The sequence below is a fragment of the Labrys sedimenti genome, from assembly GCF_034424805.1.
Classification (GTDB): domain Bacteria; phylum Pseudomonadota; class Alphaproteobacteria; order Rhizobiales; family Labraceae; genus Labrys; species Labrys sedimenti.
Genome location: NZ_JAXOUF010000014.1, coordinates 36,791 through 56,063, shown reverse-complemented (window position 1 = coordinate 56,063; position 19,273 = coordinate 36,791). Strand labels below are relative to the sequence as shown.

General features: G+C 64.3%; 17 protein-coding genes and 2 pseudogenes. 6 read left to right on the top strand and 13 right to left on the bottom strand.

Features of this window, described 5'->3' with window-relative positions; translation table 11 throughout:
• Window positions 1–4 precede the first annotated feature (4 nt).
• From U1R88_RS27055 to U1R88_RS27045, 3 genes are all read right to left on the bottom strand, one after another.
• Complete coding sequence (locus U1R88_RS27055) at window positions 5–274, bottom strand: Hpt domain-containing protein (RefSeq protein WP_322434097.1); 270 nt, start codon at window positions 272–274, stop codon at window positions 5–7.
• A gap of 99 nt (window positions 275–373) precedes the next feature.
• Complete coding sequence (locus tag U1R88_RS27050; protein WP_322434052.1) at window positions 374–898, bottom strand: hypothetical protein; 525 nt, start codon at window positions 896–898, stop codon at window positions 374–376.
• A 241-nt stretch (window positions 899–1,139) separates the two neighbouring features.
• On the bottom strand, window positions 1,140–2,480 hold the full coding sequence (locus tag U1R88_RS27045) for an aspartate aminotransferase family protein (protein WP_322434051.1): 1,341 nt from the start codon (window positions 2,478–2,480) through the stop codon (window positions 1,140–1,142).
• Between the two features lie 293 nt (window positions 2,481–2,773).
• Between U1R88_RS27045 and U1R88_RS27040 the strand changes: the two genes are divergently transcribed.
• Both U1R88_RS27040 and U1R88_RS27035 read left to right on the top strand, forming a co-directional pair.
• Window positions 2,774–3,700 carry a DeoR/GlpR family DNA-binding transcription regulator gene (locus U1R88_RS27040; RefSeq protein ID WP_245314459.1) on the top strand — a complete coding sequence of 309 codons (927 nt, stop codon included), beginning with the start codon at window positions 2,774–2,776 and terminating at the stop codon, window positions 3,698–3,700.
• Window positions 3,701–3,811: 111 nt separating this feature from the next.
• A complete protein-coding gene (locus tag U1R88_RS27035) occupies window positions 3,812–4,762 on the top strand; it encodes a helix-turn-helix domain-containing protein (protein WP_322434050.1) in 951 nt (316 codons plus the stop codon).
• Window positions 4,763–4,862: 100 nt separating this feature from the next.
• Here the strand turns inward: U1R88_RS27035 and U1R88_RS27030 are convergent, their stop codons facing one another.
• The gene (locus U1R88_RS27030) at window positions 4,863–5,822 is read right to left on the bottom strand and encodes a phosphotransferase (protein ID WP_322434049.1); all 960 of its coding nucleotides are present in this window, start codon (window positions 5,820–5,822) and stop codon (window positions 4,863–4,865) included.
• On the bottom strand, window positions 5,822–6,775 hold the full coding sequence (locus tag U1R88_RS27025; protein ID WP_068281386.1) for a phosphotransferase: 954 nt from the start codon (window positions 6,773–6,775) through the stop codon (window positions 5,822–5,824). Before U1R88_RS27025 ends, U1R88_RS27030 begins: the two co-directional genes overlap by 1 nt.
• Before the next feature lie 321 nt (window positions 6,776–7,096).
• Here U1R88_RS27025 and U1R88_RS27020 point away from each other — a divergent pair, with 321 nt between their 5' ends.
• From U1R88_RS27020 to U1R88_RS27010, 3 genes are read left to right on the top strand one after another with little or no spacing between them, the layout of a single operon-like run.
• Window positions 7,097–8,497: an amidase gene (locus tag U1R88_RS27020; RefSeq protein WP_322434048.1), complete on the top strand. Its 1,401-nt coding sequence runs from the start codon at window positions 7,097–7,099 to the stop codon at window positions 8,495–8,497.
• Between the two features lie 7 nt (window positions 8,498–8,504).
• Window positions 8,505–9,731 (top strand): allantoate amidohydrolase, encoded by a 1,227-nt coding sequence (locus U1R88_RS27015; protein ID WP_322434047.1) that lies wholly within the window; start codon window positions 8,505–8,507, stop codon window positions 9,729–9,731.
• A gap of 48 nt (window positions 9,732–9,779) precedes the next feature.
• Complete coding sequence (locus U1R88_RS27010; protein ID WP_322434046.1) at window positions 9,780–10,148, top strand: endonuclease domain-containing protein; 369 nt, start codon at window positions 9,780–9,782, stop codon at window positions 10,146–10,148.
• Window positions 10,149–10,377: 229 nt separating this feature from the next.
• On the opposite strand, the gene U1R88_RS27005 is transcribed toward U1R88_RS27010, so the two are convergent.
• The 4 genes from U1R88_RS27005 to U1R88_RS26990 form a co-directional block, all read right to left on the bottom strand.
• Window positions 10,378–12,201 carry an ABC transporter ATP-binding protein gene (locus tag U1R88_RS27005; RefSeq protein WP_322434045.1) on the bottom strand — a complete coding sequence of 608 codons (1,824 nt, stop codon included), beginning with the start codon at window positions 12,199–12,201 and terminating at the stop codon, window positions 10,378–10,380.
• Window position 12,202: 1 nt separating this feature from the next.
• Entirely contained in the window at window positions 12,203–13,111 is a 909-nt protein-coding gene (locus tag U1R88_RS27000; RefSeq protein WP_322434044.1) for an ABC transporter permease, read from the bottom strand.
• A gap of 2 nt (window positions 13,112–13,113) precedes the next feature.
• A complete protein-coding gene (locus tag U1R88_RS26995) occupies window positions 13,114–14,094 on the bottom strand; it encodes an ABC transporter permease (protein ID WP_068281381.1) in 981 nt (326 codons plus the stop codon).
• A gap of 79 nt (window positions 14,095–14,173) precedes the next feature.
• The gene (locus tag U1R88_RS26990; protein ID WP_322434043.1) at window positions 14,174–15,736 is read right to left on the bottom strand and encodes an ABC transporter substrate-binding protein; all 1,563 of its coding nucleotides are present in this window, start codon (window positions 15,734–15,736) and stop codon (window positions 14,174–14,176) included.
• Window positions 15,737–16,044: 308 nt separating this feature from the next.
• Between U1R88_RS26990 and U1R88_RS26985 the strand changes: the two genes are divergently transcribed.
• Window positions 16,045–16,824 carry an HAD-IIA family hydrolase gene (locus tag U1R88_RS26985; RefSeq protein ID WP_322434042.1) on the top strand — a complete coding sequence of 260 codons (780 nt, stop codon included), beginning with the start codon at window positions 16,045–16,047 and terminating at the stop codon, window positions 16,822–16,824.
• Between the two features lie 86 nt (window positions 16,825–16,910).
• On the opposite strand, the pseudogene U1R88_RS26980 reads toward U1R88_RS26985, so the two are convergent.
• The 4 genes and pseudogenes from U1R88_RS26980 to U1R88_RS26965 form a co-directional block, all read right to left on the bottom strand.
• Window positions 16,911–17,150 (bottom strand): annotated as a pseudogene (locus U1R88_RS26980) (2-oxo-hepta-3-ene-1,7-dioic acid hydratase); the annotation flags it as partial.
• Window positions 17,151–17,159: 9 nt separating this feature from the next.
• Window positions 17,160–17,456, bottom strand: a pseudogene (locus U1R88_RS26975) (diaminopimelate epimerase); the annotation flags it as partial.
• A 237-nt stretch (window positions 17,457–17,693) separates the two neighbouring features.
• Complete coding sequence (locus tag U1R88_RS26970) at window positions 17,694–18,137, bottom strand: SRPBCC family protein (RefSeq protein WP_322434041.1); 444 nt, start codon at window positions 18,135–18,137, stop codon at window positions 17,694–17,696.
• Between the two features lie 179 nt (window positions 18,138–18,316).
• The gene (locus tag U1R88_RS26965) at window positions 18,317–19,177 is read right to left on the bottom strand and encodes a helix-turn-helix transcriptional regulator (protein WP_322434040.1); all 861 of its coding nucleotides are present in this window, start codon (window positions 19,175–19,177) and stop codon (window positions 18,317–18,319) included.
• Window positions 19,178–19,273 lie beyond the last annotated feature (96 nt).

Here is a 19,273-nt window from a genome sequence, read left to right as displayed (position 1 = left end):
CCCGTCAGGCCAAGGCACCTTCGAGCTCGGCGATAAGCCGGGCGAGCAGCCGGTGAGCGGCGGCCGGATCCGTGCCCTCGGGTGCCGTAAGGGCCGTTTCGAGCTCGAATGCGCAGCGGCTTACTTCGGGAAACCCGAAAGTGCCAGCGGCGCCTGACAGCGAATGCACGATCTTGACCAGATCCGCATGTTTTTCCGGAGGAATCGGCATTGGATCTCCGGCAAGCGTCTTCAGGGCGGCGAGTTGCCCTTGCGCGCGTTCGACGAACCGCAGCCGCAGGCGCGCAATGGGATCTTCAATAATCGAAGCCTCCTGTGTCCGAAAAGAACCGCATCCATCCTACAGCGCCGGGCGGCATGTGCAGCACACAATCTATTGGGCGCGAATTCGATCCAGATTCATCTTGTCGTTCCTGTAGGTTGCAGCGAGCGGCGTGCAGCTTTGAGGTCCAGCCTTCCGCTCGCCGGGGCGAGCCGGCGCTTCCTGTCTCAGGCATTTGTCCAGCCGCCGCTTGGTGTCAGCGGCCTTGCGTTCGGCGGATTTGACGTCGTCGGCTTTCATGTCCGCGGCGTTGGACCTGAAGGTGAAGCAACTCTTAGAAGGGCTGGTATTGCCGGCATAATTGCAGTTTCCGAAGGTGAAATAGATGCGACCGCCGACATCGACGACTTCGTAACCGCCGACATTGCGCTGATAGGTCACCTTCTGGAATCGCCGCAGCTTGATGCAATCGGAGGGAAGCGGACGCCCTGCCTTGATCTTGTCGAGGGAGACGAAAAGCGTGCAGGCAGGCTGGTCGGGATATCGCGTGTATTTCTCGCCGAGCATCTGGGCAGATGCCGATGTCGCTGCCGCAAGCGACAACGACAAGATCGTGACGAGAGACGAACTATGCATGACTCGCTCCTACTCAACCGTGGCTGCACAAATGTGATCACCCCGGTGTGGAGTAAGTGAGGCCTACAGCATCGAACCTGATTTCTGAATCAGGCTCGATGCTGTAATTCCTTGTTGCCGCATCTTTTTTGCCGAAAACCGGTACCCACTTTTCGGCGCGATGCTCTAAGGCTGCCTGCGAGTCCTTGCAGGCCGGTTTTGTGCCGATCCGGCCCACCGATAGGGCCGCGAAATCGCTTTTCTAGCCTTGGATCCGGCGCAGCACGGCGTCACAATGGTCGACGAAGGCGTCGGCATGCTCCCGGGCGAAGCAGAGGGGCGGGCGGATCTTCAAAGTGTTGCCATAGGCGCCGGCGGCGCCGATCAGGACACCGCGCTCGCGCAGCCCGTTGATCATGGCGCTGGCCGTTTCCGGCGCCGGTGTCTTGCTTTCGCGGTCGGTGACGAATTCCAGGCCGATGAACAGGCCCGCGCCGCGCACTTCGCCGATGGCAAGATGGCGATTGGCGATCTCCCGCAGGCTGTCGCGCAGATAGCGGCCGACATCGCGGGCATTCTCGATCAAACCTTCGTCGCTGATAACGTCGAGCACGGCAAGGCCGGCGGCGGCGGCTACGGGATTGCCGCCGAAGGTGTTGAAATATTTGTCGCGCGCGTTGAAGGCGGTGAGCAGGTCCGGGCTCAGCGCCATGCCGCCCATGGGGAAACCGTTGCCCATCGGCTTGCCCATGGTGACGATGTCCGGGACGATGCCGTGACGCTGAAAGCCCCAGAGAGCATCGCCGGTGCGCCCGAAACCCGGCTGGACTTCGTCGGCGATGAAGAGGCCGCCCTCGGCGTGTACGGCGGCGATGACCGGTGCCAGCAGGCCGGGCGGATCGGCATGAACGCCATCGCTCGAGAAGATGGTGTCGGCGATCATGCCGGCAAAGCGGATGCCCTTGTCCGCCATGTCCGCGATTGCCGCGGTCACGGCGGCAGCCATGGCCTCGCCGGGATGCTCGTCCGGCTTGCGATAGCTGTCCGGAGCAGGGACGGTGCGTACATGCTGCGCGAGCGGCCGGCCGGGGCGCGACGACGGCGAGATGTCGGTCACCGCCGCCGTGTTGCCGTGATAGGCCATCTCGGAGACGATGAAACCCGTGCCGCCGCTGGCTGCCTGAGCGACGCGCAAGGCCAGGTCGTTGGCCTCGCTGCCGGTGCAGGTGAGAACCACATTGCCGATGGAGGCGGGCATGGTCGCCAGCAGGCGCTCGGCATAGCTGTCGACGACCGCATTGAGATAGCGCGTGTGGATGTTCAGCGTGCCGACCTGGCGCCGGATCGCCTCGACCACGCGCGGATGGCAATGCCCTACCGATGGCACATTGTTGTAGACGTCGAGATAGCGCCTGCCATCCGCCCCCTGGATCCACACGCCCTCGGCGCTCACCGCCTCGATGGGCTCGCGATAGAACAGCACGGCACTGCGCCCGAAAGCACCCAGGCGCCGCTCCACGGCGCGGCGCGTCTGCTCGTCGCTCGGTTCGGCCGCCTGCGGGTCATAGGCGTTGAGGGCGAGGATTTCCTTCTCGATCTGCATGGCAGGGTCCGGACGGGTTTCGACGGGCTGGCCGGCATCTCGCCAAGGAGATGCGCAACTTTGCAACCACCATCGAATTGTGTGTGAGGTTCCACAATCGTCAAACACGCTCAGCACACAATTTGAAGAATATCGACATCCCGTTCCTCTGTGCCCAGAAAACTATATGAAAACCGACATGGATTTTATCCATTTGGTCAAGAAAGCAAGCGGTTGCGGGAGGGCGGTATTATGTGGATGTGAGGAAAGTTCCGCATTTTTTGTGGACATTCCACATTTATCGGAACAAGATCATGGAAGAGGACGCCAAGTCCCCTTTCCAGCAGCGACGCCAATTGGTGGGGTTATCGATGGCAAGCGATGCGCCGTCCGCGGAGAAGGAAGACAGATATCCCCGCTCGGCTCAGCCGAACCAGGAGCGGGACCGGCTTTCCAAGGAAGTGCGCCAGCAACGCATCATCGCCCAGCTTTCCGCTGCGCCGACCTTGAGGGCCTCGGAACTTGCCGCTGCCCTCGGTGTCTCCGGCGAGACCATCCGGCGCGACCTGCTCGAACTGCATGAACAGGGCCTGATCAACCGCACCTATGGCGGTGCTTCCCGGCCCTTCGCCCACGAACCCTCGCGCAGCGATCGTCGCCATGTGATGATTGCCGAGCGCGAGGCCATCGCCGCAGCCGTCTCGGCCATGATCCTGCCCAAGGAAGTGCTGATGCTGGGCGGCGGCACCACCACCTATCACGTTGCCCGCTTCCTGGCCGCGCGCAACCGCGACATCACCGTCATCACCCATGACTTCGCCGCCGCAATGGCGCTCGGCACCAATCCGACCATCCGCGTGCTGTTCTGTGCCGGCCGCCTCCACGCCAGCGAAGGCTATCTGTTGGGATCGCAGACCATCGCCAGCATCAATGGCTACGAGGCCAATCGCGCCATCGTCGGGGCCACGGGCTTGGGCGCCCGCGGCATCTATGATGCCGACGAGGAAGCCGGCGCCGTCTACGCCGCCATGGTCCAGCGTGCGGCCGAGGCGATCGTGGTGGCCGATCACGCCAAATTCGATCAGCTCGCGGTCGCCATCTGCTCGCGCTGGGATGCGATCGACCGCCTGGTCACCGATCGGCAGCCGCAAGGCTCGCTCGCCGGTGGCCTCAAGGAGGCCGGCACCGAGGTGATCGTCGCCGGTCCGCGAAGCGAGAATACCGGGGAGGGGACACGCTGACCCTCCACGCCAGGTGGCCGCAGAGCCGCTGACAGGCCCGGTCATCACCAGATTGCCGGCCAGTCATAACAAGACCGAACATCATCCAGACAGACGGAACGGGGCCACCTCATGCATCATCCTGCCATCCGCACGCGACCCGCGGCATCACGGCCGATCCATATCGGCCGGCTCACGTTGGAAATCACGCAGGCCGAGGGAGAGCGGGTCAGTCACTGCGAGCCGGCCAAAGGCGCAAGCGAGGCCTGCTACATGCTCCTGGTTCCCTTGAGCGGGAGGCTGCACTATGCGCAGGCCGGTCGTACGGGCAGTGTCGGGGCAGGAGAATATGTACTGCTCAGCCAGATGGAGTTTCACGAATTCGCCGCGCAGGCGAATACCGCGCTCATGATCCTGCGCATTCCCGTGCTGGAATTGCGGGGACGGCTGACATCGGTCGACGACCACATCGGCCGCCGCTTCGGTGCCAATGTGCAGATGACGCGCCTCATGGTGGATCTGCTGCGCAGCGTCGCCGAGGTCTTCGTCGATTGCCCGCCGCCCAATCCCGAAGCGCTCGCCACCGAGATCTTCAGTTTCGTAGCCCTCGCCATCGGCGCGGAGGACCGCGGTTCGACCGTCGATGTCCGCAATGCGCGCTACCATCTGCGCCGGCGCATCTTCGAGTTCATCGAGAAGAATCTCGGCGACCAGGAGCTGACGCCCCGCAAGATCGCCGCCAGCAGCAGGATCTCGCTGAGCTATCTCTACAGCCTGTTCAACGACGACGACACCACTGTGAGCCAGTTCATGCAGCTCAGGCGCCTGCAGCGGGCCTATGAACTGCTCGTGGCCGATCCGGGGGGACGCCTCACGGTCTCGGAGATCGCCTATCAGGTCGGCTTCAAGAACGTCTCGCATTTCTCCCGCAGCTTCAGCCGCCAGTTCAGCATGGCGCCGCGCGATGCCCGTCGTTCCGCGCAGGAGACGCCTGAGCTGAAGATGCCGCTGCCGGCGGTGGAGACGCAGGAACGCTTGCCGCGCCGCGGCTTTACGGCCCATACTCTGCAGGCTTCGCCCTGATAGCAGTTCCGGGTGCGCGGACGTCTCGTCCGCACCTTCCCTATCTCAAGCGCGGTGCGTCTCAAGAGCGGACGAGACGTCCGCGCACCCGGAAGCAAACTCAAATCTGCCGCAGCCAGCTTTCCCAGCGCGGGTCGTACATCACCTGGCGGGCGCGCATATATTTCCACACGCCATATTTCTGGTAGTCGAAATCCCAGCTGTTGAGCTTGCGGTTGACCACCGCCCAGCTCGCCCATTTCACATCGGCCAGGGCCCGGTTGAGCATGACGCGGGCGACCATGTCGGGCCGGACGGAACCGCAATATTCCTCGATCAGTTCCAGGGTCTTTCGCTCGTCGTAGAACATCTCGGCGAATAGCACGCCGAGCTCGTAGGCCCGTTCATTGTTGGAGGCGAACTCGTAGTCGATCAGTTTCATCGGCCTCGAATTGGGGGCGCCATCGGCACTGATCAGGAAGTTGCCGGGCATGGGATCGTTGAAGCAGGGCACGAGATCGAGGCCGGAGGCCAGGAAGGCAGCCTTGGCCTGGCGATAGCGATGCTCGATCCACGGCATGGCCGGCGGGAAATGCGCGCCGAGTTCGCGGCCCTGCTCGATATGCTCCTCGATCATGTCGAAGATGGTCTTGGTCAGGCCGAGCGCCGGGCTGGCATGCAGGCGGCGATAGATGCCGAGCACGTCAACCTGGATGGCGGGATCGGAGAAATCGGCATTGGTGCAGGCCCGGTAGCCGTCGAGGAATTCGCTGATCTCCAGGCCGTCGGCCGCATCGAAGAATACTACTTCCGGCGCCACGTCGATGGCATGGGCGTTGCGGGCGGCTTCGTTGGCGGCGACGCGGTCGATGAACATTTCCGAGCCCGCGCCGGGCACCTTGATGAAGTAACGCCTGGTATCGCCTTCGACCTCGGCAACCCAGTTCTGGTTCATCAACCCGCCGACGAGAGCCGTGTAGTTGATGTTGCGGCCCTGCCAGGACGGCACCCTGGCGACCGCCTGTTCCAGGCGGTGTTCGGCTTCGCTGGCGGCCTCGCCGAGACGTTTCTTGACCGACATCAGATCCTCCGCAGCGCTTCGCCGAAACGCGGCGAGTGCACGGCCATCCGGCAGCGCACCAGGCGCCAGCTGGCGAATTTATGAAATTCCAGGGTGTTTCGCGGCGAGCGGGCGGCCACCAATGTACCGATCAGGCCCCAGCGCAGGTCGTCCGCCACGCCATAGAGCCAGGCGCGGTTGTAGGCGGCCTCTTCGAAGCCTCCCTGTGTGCGGGCGAAGGCGTCGCGTGCCTCCGGCTCCTGGTCGAAGGCTTCGGCGAGGAAGCTGCCCATATCTTCGAGCGGATCGGCGTTCCCGGCGCGATCCCAGTCGACCAGACGGATCTCGCCGGCCTCGCTGATCATGATATTCGAGACATTGCCGTCGCCATGGCTGGGCACCGGCGCCTTTCGGCCTGGCGCCAGCGCTGCCCCGGCATAGCGTAGTTCCGCCAGCAGCCAGTCCGCATCGGCAGGCAATTGGCCTTTGGCCGCGCGGGTATCGCGATGGAAGCGTTCGATCTCGTCGAATACGCTGCTGGTTCGGGAAAGCGCCGGACCTTCCTGGAAACGTCGGCGTGCGGCTAGAACGCGATCGACGACGTCCTGATCGAGCAGGCGCTCCAGGGTGGCGGTACGCCAGCCGGCGTCGAGATCCTCCATCACCAGGGCTCCGGCATTCTCATCCGCCACATGGACATGGGGGCCGATGCCGAGTTCCGAGGCCCGCCGCGCCGCCTGGAAGGCGCAGGCGACGTCGATATAGAAGGCGGCGTCGGGATGCATGAGCTTGACGAACAGGCTCTCGCCGCTCGCCTTGTCGCGCACCCGCCAGGGTGAACCGTCGACACCCCGCCAGCTCGGTGAGGCAAGCACCGGTATGGCGGGCTCCGTCGTGATCGTACGCGCTGCCCAGCCGGGCAGCTGCCGGACATGGGATTCTACCCGTGCCCGCTCCTCCTCGAACATGCTCATTCCGTCGTCGGTCCCCCGGAACCTTTGCGATATCGCCAAGACCTTTGCGAAATCGCCTGGAATCGCAAAGGCATGTCGAAACATGGAGCTAGAGCAGGAGCGTTTCGTTTGACGCATTTTGCCCTAGCGATGGTGATTTTGGAGGCGATGGCGCAGGCCAGTGCCCCGAGCCTATCTTTGCCGCGAAAGGCTGCGGTGAGGATGCCTGATGCTCCATGATTTCTTGTCCGGCAGACCGCGCCCCTACCCGAGCTTCGGCAAAACCCGTTAGGTCGGCGATATCACCGGCGCTCGAATCCGCGCCGGAACAGGGAGCCTTCCATGTCCATCACCAGCCTTGTCGCCATGAGTGTCGGTGAGATCGTCGACGCCTATGCGGCAGGGGAGCTATCCCCGGTCGAGGTCACGCGCACGGTGATCGAACACGCCGAGGCGACCAATGTCGCGGTGAACGCATTGTTCTGCCTGCGGCCGGACGAGGCGCTCGCCACGGCCCGGGCCTCCGAGGCCCGCTACCGGGCCGGCACGCCGGCCGGCGTGCTCGACGGCATCCCGGTCACCGTCAAGGACAGCGTCGCCATGGTGGGCTGGCCCTATACCCACGGCATCGCCGCCAATCGCGACCAGCCGGCCTCTACCTACAATTCGCCGCCGGCCCTCGCTCTCATGGAGACCGGGGCCCCCATCTTCGCCAAGACGACCATGCCCGATTGCGGGCTGATGGCATCCGGCATCAGTTCGCTGCATGGCATCACCCGCAATCCCTGGGGCCTGTCCTGGAACACCGGAGGCTCCTCGGCCGGCGCCGGCGCCTCCGTCGCTGCCGGCATGGGGTTTCTATCGGTCGGCACCGACATTGCCGGCTCGGTGCGCCTGCCTGCGGCCCATTGCGGGCTCGCCTCGCTCAAGCCGAGCCATGGCCGGGTGCCGCATCTGCCGCCCGATACCATGCGCATGGCCGGCCCGATGGGACGGCGCGTCGAGGATATCGCCCGCATGTTGAGCGTGCTGACGCGCCCCGACGAGCGCGACACCTGGAGCTTTCCGGGGGACGGTATGCAATATCACCGGCATCTTGAGCGCGACCTCAAGGGGCTGCGCATCGGCGTCCTCACCGATATGGGGTTCGGGCCGAAGCCGGAGCCCGCCGTGCAGGCCGCCGTGGAGGCCGCAGGCCGGCTGCTGGAAGGAGCAGGGGCAATCGTCGAGCCCTTCGTCTCACCGCTCGATCAGGACGCCTATGCGCCCATCGACCTCTATCTGCAGGTTCGGGGCTTCGTCGAGTATAGCGATTTGCCGCCGCATGACGGCAACGGCATCAACCACTATGTGCGGGATTGGGCCCTGCAGGGGGCTTCGCATTCGGGCGAGGATCTTTTCCGCAGCCTCGGCGCCATCACGAAGATGAAGGCAGCCCTGCTCGCGGCCTTCGAGGGCTGGGACTATGTGATCGCCCCGACCCTGCCCGTGGTGAATTTCCCCGCCGAGGAGCCGGGCGTCTCGCGCGAGGTACCGCTGGCGCACACCGTGTTCACGGCTCTCTTCAACCAGACGGGCCAGCCGGCCTCCACCGTCTGCACCGCCTTCGACGATCGGCATCTGCCGATCGGCATCCAGATCATTGGCCATCGCTGCGACGATCTCGGCGTCCTGCAGGTGACCAAGGCGCTGGAGGACCTCAGGCCGATCACCATGGATTGGCCGCTCCAGCCCCGGGCATGAGGCGCGCATGAGTTCGACATTGAAACGCCTGCTGCAGATCTTTGCAAAGATCGGCGCCACGCCGGATGGTGGGGTCTGCCGTCTCACCGGAACGCCTGAAGATGGGGGCGCGCGGGTGCGCCTTGCCGCCGAGATCATCAGCCGCCAACTCGACCTGCATGTCGATCCCATCGGCAACATGTTCGGCATTGCTCCCCTGGCGCCGTCGTCGCAGGAGGCGGTGATGGTCGGTTCCCATCTCGACAGCCAGCCGACCGGCGGGCGCTATGACGGCGTCTATGGCGTCCTGGCGGGCCTGCTGGCGGTGGAAGCGGTTGCCGCGCGCGCGGCGGCCGAACCGGGCAAGGCCAGGCGCAATCTGGTTGTCGCCAACTGGACGAACGAGGAGGGCGCCCGTTTCCAGCCGAGCCTGACCGGCAGTTCGGTCTTCGCCGGTACGCTGGCGCTCGACGCTGCCCTCGCTCTTGCTGACGGCGCCGGCGTCACCCTGGGGGAGGCGCTGGCCGGCATCGGCTATCGCGGCACGGGGGACCTGCCCCTGGAGGTAAGCCGCTATGTCGAGCTTCATGTCGAGCAGGGGCCGCTCCTGGAGGAAGAAGGCGCCGAGATCGGCGTCGTCACCGGCTGCTGGGCGGCCCGCAAGCTGTCGCTGGTCTTCCTTGGCGAGCCCTCCCATACCGGGCCGACCCGTATGGCTCGCCGCCGGGATGCGCTGCGAGCGGCCGCCAGGGCGATCGATCTGCATCACCAGTTGATCGAGGCGAGCGGCAGCGGTGCCCATGCTTCGGCGGCCCGCATCACCGTCGATCCCAATTCGCCCAATGTGACGCCGAGCCGCGTGCAGGTCTGGTTCGAGTTTCGCCATGAGGATGCGGCTGTGGCACTTGCCCTCGGCGATGCTTTTCTGGCCGAGGCACGGGCTGCGATAGCGCCTCTGGGTGTCGACATCGAAGTCGCGGTCGACGAGCAGCGCGGCACGGCAACCCTCGATCCGCATGGCGTGGCATTGACCGCTGCGGTCGCCAGAGAGTTGGAGCTGTCTTCGATGGAAATGAAGACGATCGCCGGCCATGATGCGCTGGCCCTCAACAAGCGTATGCCGGCGTCGCTGATCTTCGTGCCGAGCCGGGACGGCCTCAGCCACAACCCCGCCGAATTCACCGACGGGGCTTCGCTGGAGAAGGGGCTGGCGGTGCTCACGGAAGTGCTCTGGCGCATGGTGACGGAGGAGTAGGGGACTGGGGTACTTGAAACCCGGCCGTTGCCGCCTCATGCTTCCTTCATGGAGGATCCGCGTCCCTATCGACAATCCAGCCGCAAATTCGCGCGAGAACGCCGGCGGCTGATGACCAGGTCGGAGAGCATGCTGTGGTGGGAACTGCGGGGCGGCGGTCTCGGTGTCAAATTCCGCCGACAGGTGCCGATAGGTCCCTATGTCGTGGATTTTGCTGCTCATGAGGTCGCTCTGGTCATCGAGGTCGATGGCCGTACCCATGAGAATGAGGAAGCGGCGGTTTATGATCGGGAACGCCAGGCATGGCTGGAAAGCCAGGGATGGCGTGTCTTACGCCTGCCGGACGATCTGGTGATCGGTTCATTGCAATTGGCGGTCGACCGCATCAAGGCGGCGTGTGTCAACCAAGCCAGATGAAACGCGACCAGCCTTCTCCACGAAGTGGGGAAGGTGTCATTTCGAAGAAATGACGGATGGGGTGTGGCGGGCAGCGCTCTGGGTGCAACGCGATGGCACGACCGTCGTGCCAGCTTTCGAAGAATAGAGCGTTGCCCGCCACACCCCATCCGACCCGGCTTCGCCGGGCCACCTTCCCCACTTCGTGGAGAAGGCTTTTTTGCGCTTTATTCTAAACCGTTCGACCCACTCAAGCCGCCGCCGACTTCTCATCTGCCCCTACGTCGAGCAGATGGCAGGCGGCAAAGCTGCCCGGGCGATGTTCCTTCAATGCCGGCGTCTCGGTGCGGCAGCGCGCGAAAACCTTGGGGCAGCGGGAGGCGAAGCTGCAGCCGGGTGGGATGTCGATGGGGCTCGGCGGTTCGCCTTCGAGCAGGTAGTCCTGCGGGTCGAAGGGCTTTTCCTCCAAGGTCGGCGCAGCCGAGAGCAAGGCCTTGGTGTAGGGATGCTGTGGCTCGAAGAAGAGATCGTGGTTGTCGGCGATCTCGACCATCTCGCCCAGATACATCACGGCTATGCGGGTGCACACCTTCCGGACCATGGCGAGGTCATGGGAGATGAAGACATAGGTGAGATCGTTCTTCTCCTGCAGGCTGGAGAACAGCTCGATGAGCTTGGCCTGTTCGCGCTGGTCGAGGGCGGACAGGGTCTCGTCGAGGATCAAGAGCTTGGGCGAGAGCACCAGGGCACGGGCGATCGAGATGCGTTGGCGCTCGCCGGTGGAGAGGGCGTTCGGCAATTCGTCATAGAGCCGGGGCGACAGGCCGACCTCCTGCATGGCGGCGATGACGCGCTCGCGCAGGGCCTTGCCGGAATGGCTGCCGCGGATCAGCAGGCTCTCCTCGATCATTCGCCCCACGGTCGTGCGTGGCGGCAGGGCGTTGTAGGGATCCTGCAGCAGGAGCTGGAACTCGCCGCGCTTGGCCAGCAATTGCTGGGAGGAGAGCGTACGCAGCGAGACGCCGCCGAGGATGATGTCACCCTGGTCCGGCGCCTCCAGCCAGGCAAGCAGGCGGGTCAGGGTCGACTTGCCGCAGCCGGATTCGCCGACGATGCCGAAATTCTCGCGCGGCAGGATGTCGAAGCTGACGCCGCGCACCGCCTGGATGTGGCGATAGGTGTTGAAGGTGCCGCGCTTGCGGGCAAGATAGGTGCGATGGGCCTCGGCCACCCGCATCAGCGGCGCGTCACTGTCGTTTCGGCGCGAGACCGGCTGCTCGCGTGTCGACCAGATCCGGGGCACGCTGGCGATGGCACGGCGGGTGTAGTCGTCGCCGGGTGCCTGCATCAGCTCGGCGAAAGGCTGTTCCTCCACCAGGCGACCCTGATGCAGCACGGCCGTGCGGCCGCCGAACTGGCCGAGCGTCGCCAGCGAGGCTGACAGATAGATGGTTGCCATGTTGTGGCGCTGGCACAGGTCATGCAGCAGCGCCACGATCTGGGCGGCGATGGTGACGTCGAGCGGCTGGGTGATGTTGTCGGCGATCAGCACGGCCGGTTCCGCGCAGATCGCGTCGACGATCATGGCGCGCTGCATCATGCCGCCGGAGAATTTGGAGGGATATTCGAAGTAGCGTTCCCTGGGGGAGGGGATACGTACTTCGCTGAGCAGCTGGACGACGCGCTCCTGGCACTCCTTCCGGCTCCAGGCCGGGCGCACGCTGCGCAGCTTCTCGCAGATCTGCACGCCGACCGGCTGGGTCGGGTCGAGCGAGCTCTGGGGCTTGGAGCCGATATAGGCGATGTCGCGGCCGATGATGAAACTGTTGCCGGTGGAATCTGTCGTGACGTCTTTACCCGCGAACAGCACCGAGCCGCGGCGATAGGCGAGGCTCTCGGGCAGCCAGTTGGCGAGGGCGCGGCTCAGCACCGTCTTGCCGGCGCCGCTCTCGCCATAGATGCCGAGGATCTCGCCAGTATGGAGAGTGAGCGCGATGTCGTCGAGCACCGGGGCCTCGTCGCGCGGCGAACCGACGGTGAGATGGCGGGTTTCCAGGATCGGGGAATTGTCCATCTCAGGCGCCTCCATAGATCTTGTTGCGCGCCTTTTCGAGGGCGGATCCCATCAGGTTGATCGATGTCAGCGCCAGGGCCAGGAACACGCCGGGGCTGGTGGCGATCCACCAGGCATTGATGAGATATTTGCGGCTGTCGGAAATGATCGAGCCGAAGCTCGGTGTCGGCGGCTGGATGCCGAGGCCGAGGAAGCCGAGGATCGCCTCGAAGATCATCATGCGGGCGACGTCCAGCACGGCGACGAAGGCGATCGGCGGCAGGATGTTCGGTGCCGCGTAGAGCAGCAGGATGCGCCAGTCGCCGGCGCCGAGCACGCGCAGGCCGCGCACATATTCCTTGCCGCGCTCGGTGACGGCGGCGCTGCGCGCGACGCGAGCATAGAGCGGCCAGCCGGACAGGGCCAGCACGATGATGATGGTGTGCACCTCCGGCTTGGTCACGCCCAGGATGGTGATGGCCAGGATGATCATCGGGATCGAGAGCTGCGCGTCGGTGATGCGCATGATGACGGTGTCCCACCAGCCGCCCTTGAAACCGGCGAGCAGGCCGAGGCCGCAGCCGATCAGGAAGACGAGGGCAACGGTGACGATGCCGATCAGCAGCGAATAGCGCAGGCCGATCAGGCAGCGCAGCAGCATGTCGCGGCCGAGCTGGTCGGTGCCGAGCGGATGCAGCCAAGTCCATTTGTCGCCGAGGAAGAGCGGGGGAATGAACTTGTCCTTCACCACCATCTTGGTGGCGGAGATCGAGGACAATTCCGGATAGATCGCCGAGGTGAGGAGCAGCGCCAGGAAGACGAACAGGCCGACGCGAAAGCTCGGCATGGCCCAGGCGCTGGCGAGGATGCGGCGGCTGATCGACTGGGCTCGCTCGAGGCTGGGAGCGGCGTCGCTGGTCACGGTGCTCATGCTCAGATCTCCACGCGGGGGTCGATGAGATAGGCCACGAGATCGACCAGGATATTGATGAAGACGAAGACGGCGCTGGTGGTGATGGCGATGCCCTGGATCACAGGAAAGTCGCGGCCGAGTACGGAAACCACGGTGAGATTGCCCAGGCCCGGATAGTCGAAGATGTATTCGATCACCAGCACGCCGCCGATCAGGGTGGAGAGCTGGATGCCGAGCAGGTTGACCAGCGGCACCGAGGCGTTGCGCAGGGCGTGGGAATAGACGATGCGCCGGCGCGACAGGCCACGCACCCGGGCTTCGTCGATGAAGGGCGCCTGCATCACCTCGCCCAGGGAGGTGGTGAGGGTGCGGATGATGAAGGGCGAGATCTCTACCGCCAGCACGAAGGCCGGCAGGAGCACATAGCTGAAGCCCTTGTAGCCCAGTGCCGGCAGCCAATCGAGCTTCACCGACAGGAACAGGATCAGCACGATGGCGAGCCAGAAATTCGGGATAGAGACGAAGAGCGACTGCACGCCGAAGGCCAGCGCGTTCTGCCAGCCATGCTGGTTGAGCCCGCCCGCGAGCCCGATCGGAAAGGAGATCAGCAGCGCGAAGACCAGGGCGACGCCGGCGAGCTGCAGGGTCAATGGCAGCCGCTCGAGGATGAGGTCGGCCACCGGCGCCATCTCGGCCTTGGTCGGGTCGACATATTGCCCGCCCGCCGCGACGCCGCCGCTGCGCGGCCTGATATAGGACTGGCCGAGATCGCCCTTGGCCAGGCCCATCATGTAGCGGCCATACTGCACGATGATCGGGTCGCGCAGGCCCATCTTCGTCGCGACTTCCTCGACGACATTGTCCGGCGCCATGCCGCCCACGATCAGGCGGACGGGGTCGCCGGGGACCACGCGCAGCAGCGTGAAGATGATCAGCGACGTCAGGGCCACGATGAGCAGGCCCTGGGCGATCCGCTTGATCAGGAATTCGACTATCAGCATCGGCAAACGGTCTCGCGTGCAAACAACCGCTGGAAAAAAGAGGAGCCGGCCGGGGGGACCGGCTCCAGTCCCTTGCGGCTCAGGCCAGGTTTGCCTTGCTCATGTCCTGCATGCCGTTCGGGTAGATGTAGAGACCATCGAGCTTCTTGGAGTAGGCGTGGATGAACACCGAGGTGAACAGGGCCAGCGCCGGCGCCTTGCGCGCGATGGTCGGCAGGGTTTCCGTCTGCAGGATCTTCTTGCGCTCCTCGATGGAGCCGGCGTTGCGCTCCTTGTCCAGCACCGCGTCGATTTCCTTGTCGACGATGCCGGTGATGCGCTTGGAGGAGGAGTGGAAGTGGGTGCGGATCACCAGGTCCGGCTCGGGCGAGCCCGTGCACCAGCCGCAATCGATCATGTTGCCTTCGCCGCCGCCCGGCTTGTCGTAGAGCAGATTGCCCCAGGCCGCGACTTCCAGGGTCTGCAGGTTCACCTTGAAACCCTGTTCCTCCAGCATGCCGGTGATCAGCTCGGCATATTCCTTGGTCTTGGGATAGAAGCCGACCGAGGAATAATAGGTCAGCTCCGGCAAGCCCTCGCCCTTGGGGAAGCCTGCCTCGGCCAGCAGCGCCTGGGCCTTGTCCGGATCATATTCGGGATAGTCGGCGACTTCGGTATAGCCGAACTTCACCGGCGAGATATGGGCCTTGGAGAAGGTGCCGGAGACGCCGAGGACTTCCAGCACCTGCTTGCGGTCGATCGAATGGCAGGCGGCGAGGCGGATGCGCGGATCGTCGAAGGGCTTCTTGGAGCAGCGGAAGAACAGATATTTGTTCTCGACCGAAACCGCCTTGTGGATGGCGAAACGATCGTCCTTGGCGATGGTGTCGACCTGTTCCTGCTCCAGCCGCTCGATGATATCGGCCTGGCCGTTGAGCAGGGACAGCGTGCGCGTCGTGGTGTCGCCGACGAAATGATATTCGACGCCCGGGATCTTGGGCGCGCCGAATATGAAGTCGGTATTGGCGGCCAGGATGGTGGTGTCGCCCTTCTGGTCGACATATTTGTACGGGCCGGTGCCGTTCATGCGGGCCGAGAGCTGCGCCTTGTTGGCGACGTCCTTGGCCGCCATGATCGGCAGGAAGGACGAGAGGTAATAATAGAGCGCGGCCGGATAGCCATAGTCCTTGGTATTGATATGGCAGGTGTGCTCGTCGACGATGTCGACTTTGACCTGGCCCGGATACCATTGCGCCGGCCGATCGGGCTGGGAGCCGTATTCGTAGGTCGCCTTGACATCGGCCGAGGTGAAGGGCGTGCCATCATGGAACTTCACGCCTTTGCGCAGCTTCACTTCGAGCGTGTAGGTGTCGATCGGCTTGAGGGACTCGGCCAGCTCGAACACCAGCTCTTCCGGATTGTCCGGCTTCATGGGCGCGCGGGTGAGATAGCCGAAGACGAAGCCCTCGACGATGAGCTGGCCGAGATTGGTATGGGTGGTCGGATCCCAATTGCCGGTCAGCGCTTCGGCGCCGAGGAAGCGCAGTGGCCGGCCTTCGGCGGCGAAGGCCGAACTGACCAGGAAGTCGGGGTTGACGCGGCCGAAGCCGAAGGCGCCGGCTCCAGCCAGCGCGCCCAGCATAAGGTCTCTGCGGTTGATCATCTCTCGTTCCTCTGAATGGGGGCGCAGAAGTTTTTCGGGCTCGCCTTCCGATCCGACGCAGTGCCGAGCCGTCCCGCCTTGTGGTTGGCGGGTAATGAAACTCTAGACCAGATGGCGCCGGAGCCTGATGCCTGCCGCTCCACGATTCCATTGCTGACCCTTCTCGCGCCATGCCCAATCAAGAGGCATGGAAACGGCACCATGTATCGAGGCGGTTGCCGGCACAGGAATGGAGGAGTTCAGGCAATAGCCGCTGCGTGCCGGGCCGGCCTATGATCCCCGCCGAATCGTGTCAGGGAATCTCGTCGATGCCGTCATTCGAATCCATGAATCTGAAGGGGATCATCTCGGATCTCGATGGGGTGGCCTATCGCGGCGACAGCCCCATTCCCGATGCCGTCGAGGCCTTCCAGCGCTGGCATGCGGGTGGCGTTCCCTATGCCTTCGTCACCAACAACGCCACGAAATCCGCGGCCGATTTCGCCGCCAAGCTGACGCGGATAGGCATCGCGACCGCGCCCGAGCAGGTGTTCTGCGCGGTCTCGGCCACGGCCAGCCTGATGCGCCGGCGCTGGCCCGCAGGAGCGCGGGTCTTCGCCATCGGCGAACAGCCCTTGTTCGAGGCCCTGGAGGCAGCTGGCTTCACCCTGGCGGGGGACGATGCCGAGGTCGTGGTGCTCGGCTTCGACTATCAGCTGAACTACGCGAAATTGAGCACGGCGGTGCGCGCGGCGCTGGGTGGTGCGGCGGTGGTAGTGACCAATCCCGACCTGCTGGTGCCCGTCGAGAACGGCTATGAGCCCTGTGTCGGCGTGCTGGCGGCGGCGGTGCAGGCGGCGGTGCCGTCCTGCCAGCCGATCGTGGTGGGCAAGCCCGAGCCGCTGATGATCGAGGAGGCGCTTGGCTTTCTCGGCACGCCACGCGAGGGGACGATCATGATCGGCGATCAGATCGCTACCGACATCCTGGCCGGCCAGCGGGCGGGCCTGCGTTCCGTGCTGGTGACGACCGGCGTGGCTCCGGTCGCTAGGCCGGACGTCACCCCCGATATCGAGGTGTCGAGCCTGCTGGAACTAATCGCCGATTGACGTGCAACCCGGAGGGTCGATCTCCTCAGCTCCATCCCTCGATGGGGCTGAGGAGATCGACCCTCCGACCCTAGCCCTTCCCACCCTCAGGCGAAATAAGTGCTCACGGTGCCGCAGGGGCCGAAATCGGCCACGATGGTGTCGCCGTGCCGCGCCTCGATGGGGCGGATGAAGGAGCCGGCGAGCACGATCTGCCCGGCCTCGATGCCCTGGCCATACTCGGCCAGCCGGTTGGCGAGCTAGGCGATGCCGCGTGCCGGCTGGTTGAGCACGCCGGCGCCGAGTCCGGTTTCCTCGACCTCGGCATTGCGCGAGACGATGGCGCCGTTCGGTTCCCTCGTGCAGGCCAGCAGCCCGCGATTTGTCCTCAGAATCGTGGAGGCGGACTTGGTTTCTTCGAATATCATCCAGGCCACGCCGCGCGTAGCGCTGCCGCAGGCGTCGAGCGTCGAGCCATCCGGGTTCCAGAAGGTCAGGCGGGCTGCGGCGTCCTCGCAATCGGTCATGACCGCGAGCTGATTGAAGCCGATGCCGCGATTACGGTCTCCCAGACGCCTGGCGATATCGCGGTCGATGATATTTGTCTGGCCGCGCAGATCGACGATGACGAAGTCGTCGCCATTGGCATGCATTTTCTGGAAATGGAGAGACATGGCTGGCTCGGGAGGCTGTTCGACGGGCAGTGCAGAGTGCGCCGCGTCGCTGCCGAGATTGGGTCGATTCCAGGCGCCAGGCAACGGGGTCGACAGGTCTTCCAGGAATTGCCTGCGAAAGACAGGGGAAGAGGCCGCCTTTGCGGGTGCGACCTCTTCAAGCATGGAATGCGACCAGGGCACACAATGCCGGGCGCCCGGCCACTTGGGACGAAACTATTGATTGATCTCGGGCTCGACCAGCCGCGCCAGGTTGCGTAGCGAGTCCTGCCAGCCCAGATAGCAGGCCTCGGGCGGGATGAGATCGGGGATGCCGGCCTGCTCGATGTTGAGCTCGGTGCCGCAGGACACCTTCTTCAGCGCTACCGTCACCACGATCTCGCCGGCCAGGTTTGGGTCGTCGAAATTGTCCGTGTAGCGCAGCCGCTCGCCCGGCACGAGCTCGAGATATTCGCCGCCGAATGAATGGCTATGGCCTGTGGTGAAGTTGCGGAACGACATCTTGAACGTGCCGCCGACCGCCGGCTCGGAATGATGCACCGTGCAGGTGAAGCCGTTCGGCGGCAGCCATTTTGCGAGGGCATCCGCTTCGAGGAAGGCCCGGTAGACCTTCTCGGGGCTGGTGGCGAGAACGCGGTGCAGGCGGATGGTGCTGGGCATGGTCATTGTCCTCTTGACTGAGAGAGCGGGAAGTCATGGTCGAAGGCATTTGCCATGCCCCGAGGACGAACACCGCTCCGCCCGTCCGACAGGGCGGCACAGATTTTTTTGGCACCCGCCTTGATCAGCCAAAGCCTCGCGGGGATTCCATTAAGGAACGGTCCGGTCGATGGGGGCCTTCACATCCCTCCGGAAGGTAGGCTTTCGGGCAAGCGGATCTGCCTTGCTTCACCGCCGCCGCTCCAGCTTTCCAGGTCGAGCTTCCACAGCGGCGGCAATTTTGCGAAGGGAGGCGTGGTATGGGCGATCACGATCGCCGCGCGCCGGCTGTCGGAATCGACCTTCAAATTGATCGCTTTGACATGGGCCTTGATGGCGTCGAGCCCGATCTCGAGAATACCGGCGATCTCCTGGTTCGACTTGCCCTGGGCGATCCAGGATGCCACCTCGACCTGGCGCGGCGTCAGTGTGGGAAATGCCAATCGCAGCCGGTGGGCCGGCGTGAGCTTGGCCAGGGTACGCTCCTGGGCCTGACGGTAACATCGCAGGATATGAGTGCGGAAGGCCTGCAGCCGATCACGATCGTCATCGCTGAAAGCCGGCCGGCCCACGATGCGATGGCCGACGATCGAAACGGCATAGCCTGAGTGTTCCATCACGATCCCGATCATCCGGCGGGCTCCGGACGGCAGGAATGCTTCCTTCGCGATCGGGAGCTCGATGAATTCCTCGTCGCTGAAGAAGTCCGACTCGCGCAAGGCCTGCTCGCCATAGAAGGCCGGGTCATGCTGCCAGAACGGATGGGAGTGCATATGCCGCGCAAAGGCCTGCATGGCAGTCGCCCGCCGGCCCGGGTCGTCGCCGACGGACACCAGAGCGCGAAAGTCGCGGCTAGGATGATGAAATTCGGTGAAGCTCACCACTTCCGCGTCGACTAGGCGGCCGATGGCGGCGAATAGAAGAGCGGGAAGCGTCTGCAGATCCGGCTCCGCTTCGTAAAGGCGAATGATCTCGGTATCGAGTTTGCTGTCCCTGTCCATGGGATCCTGCGGAAAAATCTGGGGTGTGATTTCAGTTTTTGCGTCGTTTCACCGATTGCAGAACCTACCTGCCGCAGTAACGCTCTACGATCGACA

Bases quoted from the DNA above. Each gene is read 5' to 3' on its own strand.
- U1R88_RS26965 (WP_322434040.1), bottom strand. From the start codon at position 19,177: ATGGACAGGGACAGCAAACTCGATACCGAGATCATTCGCCTTTACGAA.
- U1R88_RS27005 (WP_322434045.1), bottom strand. From the start codon at position 12,201: ATGGACAATTCCCCGATCCTGGAAACCCGCCATCTCACCGTCGGTTCG.
- U1R88_RS27015 (WP_322434047.1), top strand. From the start codon at position 8,505: ATGAGTTCGACATTGAAACGCCTGCTGCAGATCTTTGCAAAGATCGGC.
- U1R88_RS27045 (WP_322434051.1), bottom strand. From the start codon at position 2,480: ATGCAGATCGAGAAGGAAATCCTCGCCCTCAACGCCTATGACCCGCAG.
- U1R88_RS27030 (WP_322434049.1), bottom strand. From the start codon at position 5,822: ATGTCGGTCAAGAAACGTCTCGGCGAGGCCGCCAGCGAAGCCGAACAC.
- U1R88_RS27025 (WP_068281386.1), bottom strand. From the start codon at position 6,775: ATGAGCATGTTCGAGGAGGAGCGGGCACGGGTAGAATCCCATGTCCGG.
- U1R88_RS27020 (WP_322434048.1), top strand. From the start codon at position 7,097: ATGTCCATCACCAGCCTTGTCGCCATGAGTGTCGGTGAGATCGTCGAC.
- U1R88_RS26995 (WP_068281381.1), bottom strand. From the start codon at position 14,094: ATGCTGATAGTCGAATTCCTGATCAAGCGGATCGCCCAGGGCCTGCTC.
- U1R88_RS27040 (WP_245314459.1), top strand. From the start codon at position 2,774: ATGGAAGAGGACGCCAAGTCCCCTTTCCAGCAGCGACGCCAATTGGTG.
- U1R88_RS27050 (WP_322434052.1), bottom strand. From the start codon at position 898: ATGCATAGTTCGTCTCTCGTCACGATCTTGTCGTTGTCGCTTGCGGCA.
- U1R88_RS27035 (WP_322434050.1), top strand. From the start codon at position 3,812: ATGCATCATCCTGCCATCCGCACGCGACCCGCGGCATCACGGCCGATC.
- U1R88_RS26970 (WP_322434041.1), bottom strand. From the start codon at position 18,137: ATGCCCAGCACCATCCGCCTGCACCGCGTTCTCGCCACCAGCCCCGAG.
- U1R88_RS27010 (WP_322434046.1), top strand. From the start codon at position 9,780: ATGGAGGATCCGCGTCCCTATCGACAATCCAGCCGCAAATTCGCGCGA.
- U1R88_RS27000 (WP_322434044.1), bottom strand. From the start codon at position 13,111: ATGAGCACCGTGACCAGCGACGCCGCTCCCAGCCTCGAGCGAGCCCAG.
- U1R88_RS26990 (WP_322434043.1), bottom strand. From the start codon at position 15,736: ATGATCAACCGCAGAGACCTTATGCTGGGCGCGCTGGCTGGAGCCGGC.
- U1R88_RS26985 (WP_322434042.1), top strand. From the start codon at position 16,045: ATGCCGTCATTCGAATCCATGAATCTGAAGGGGATCATCTCGGATCTC.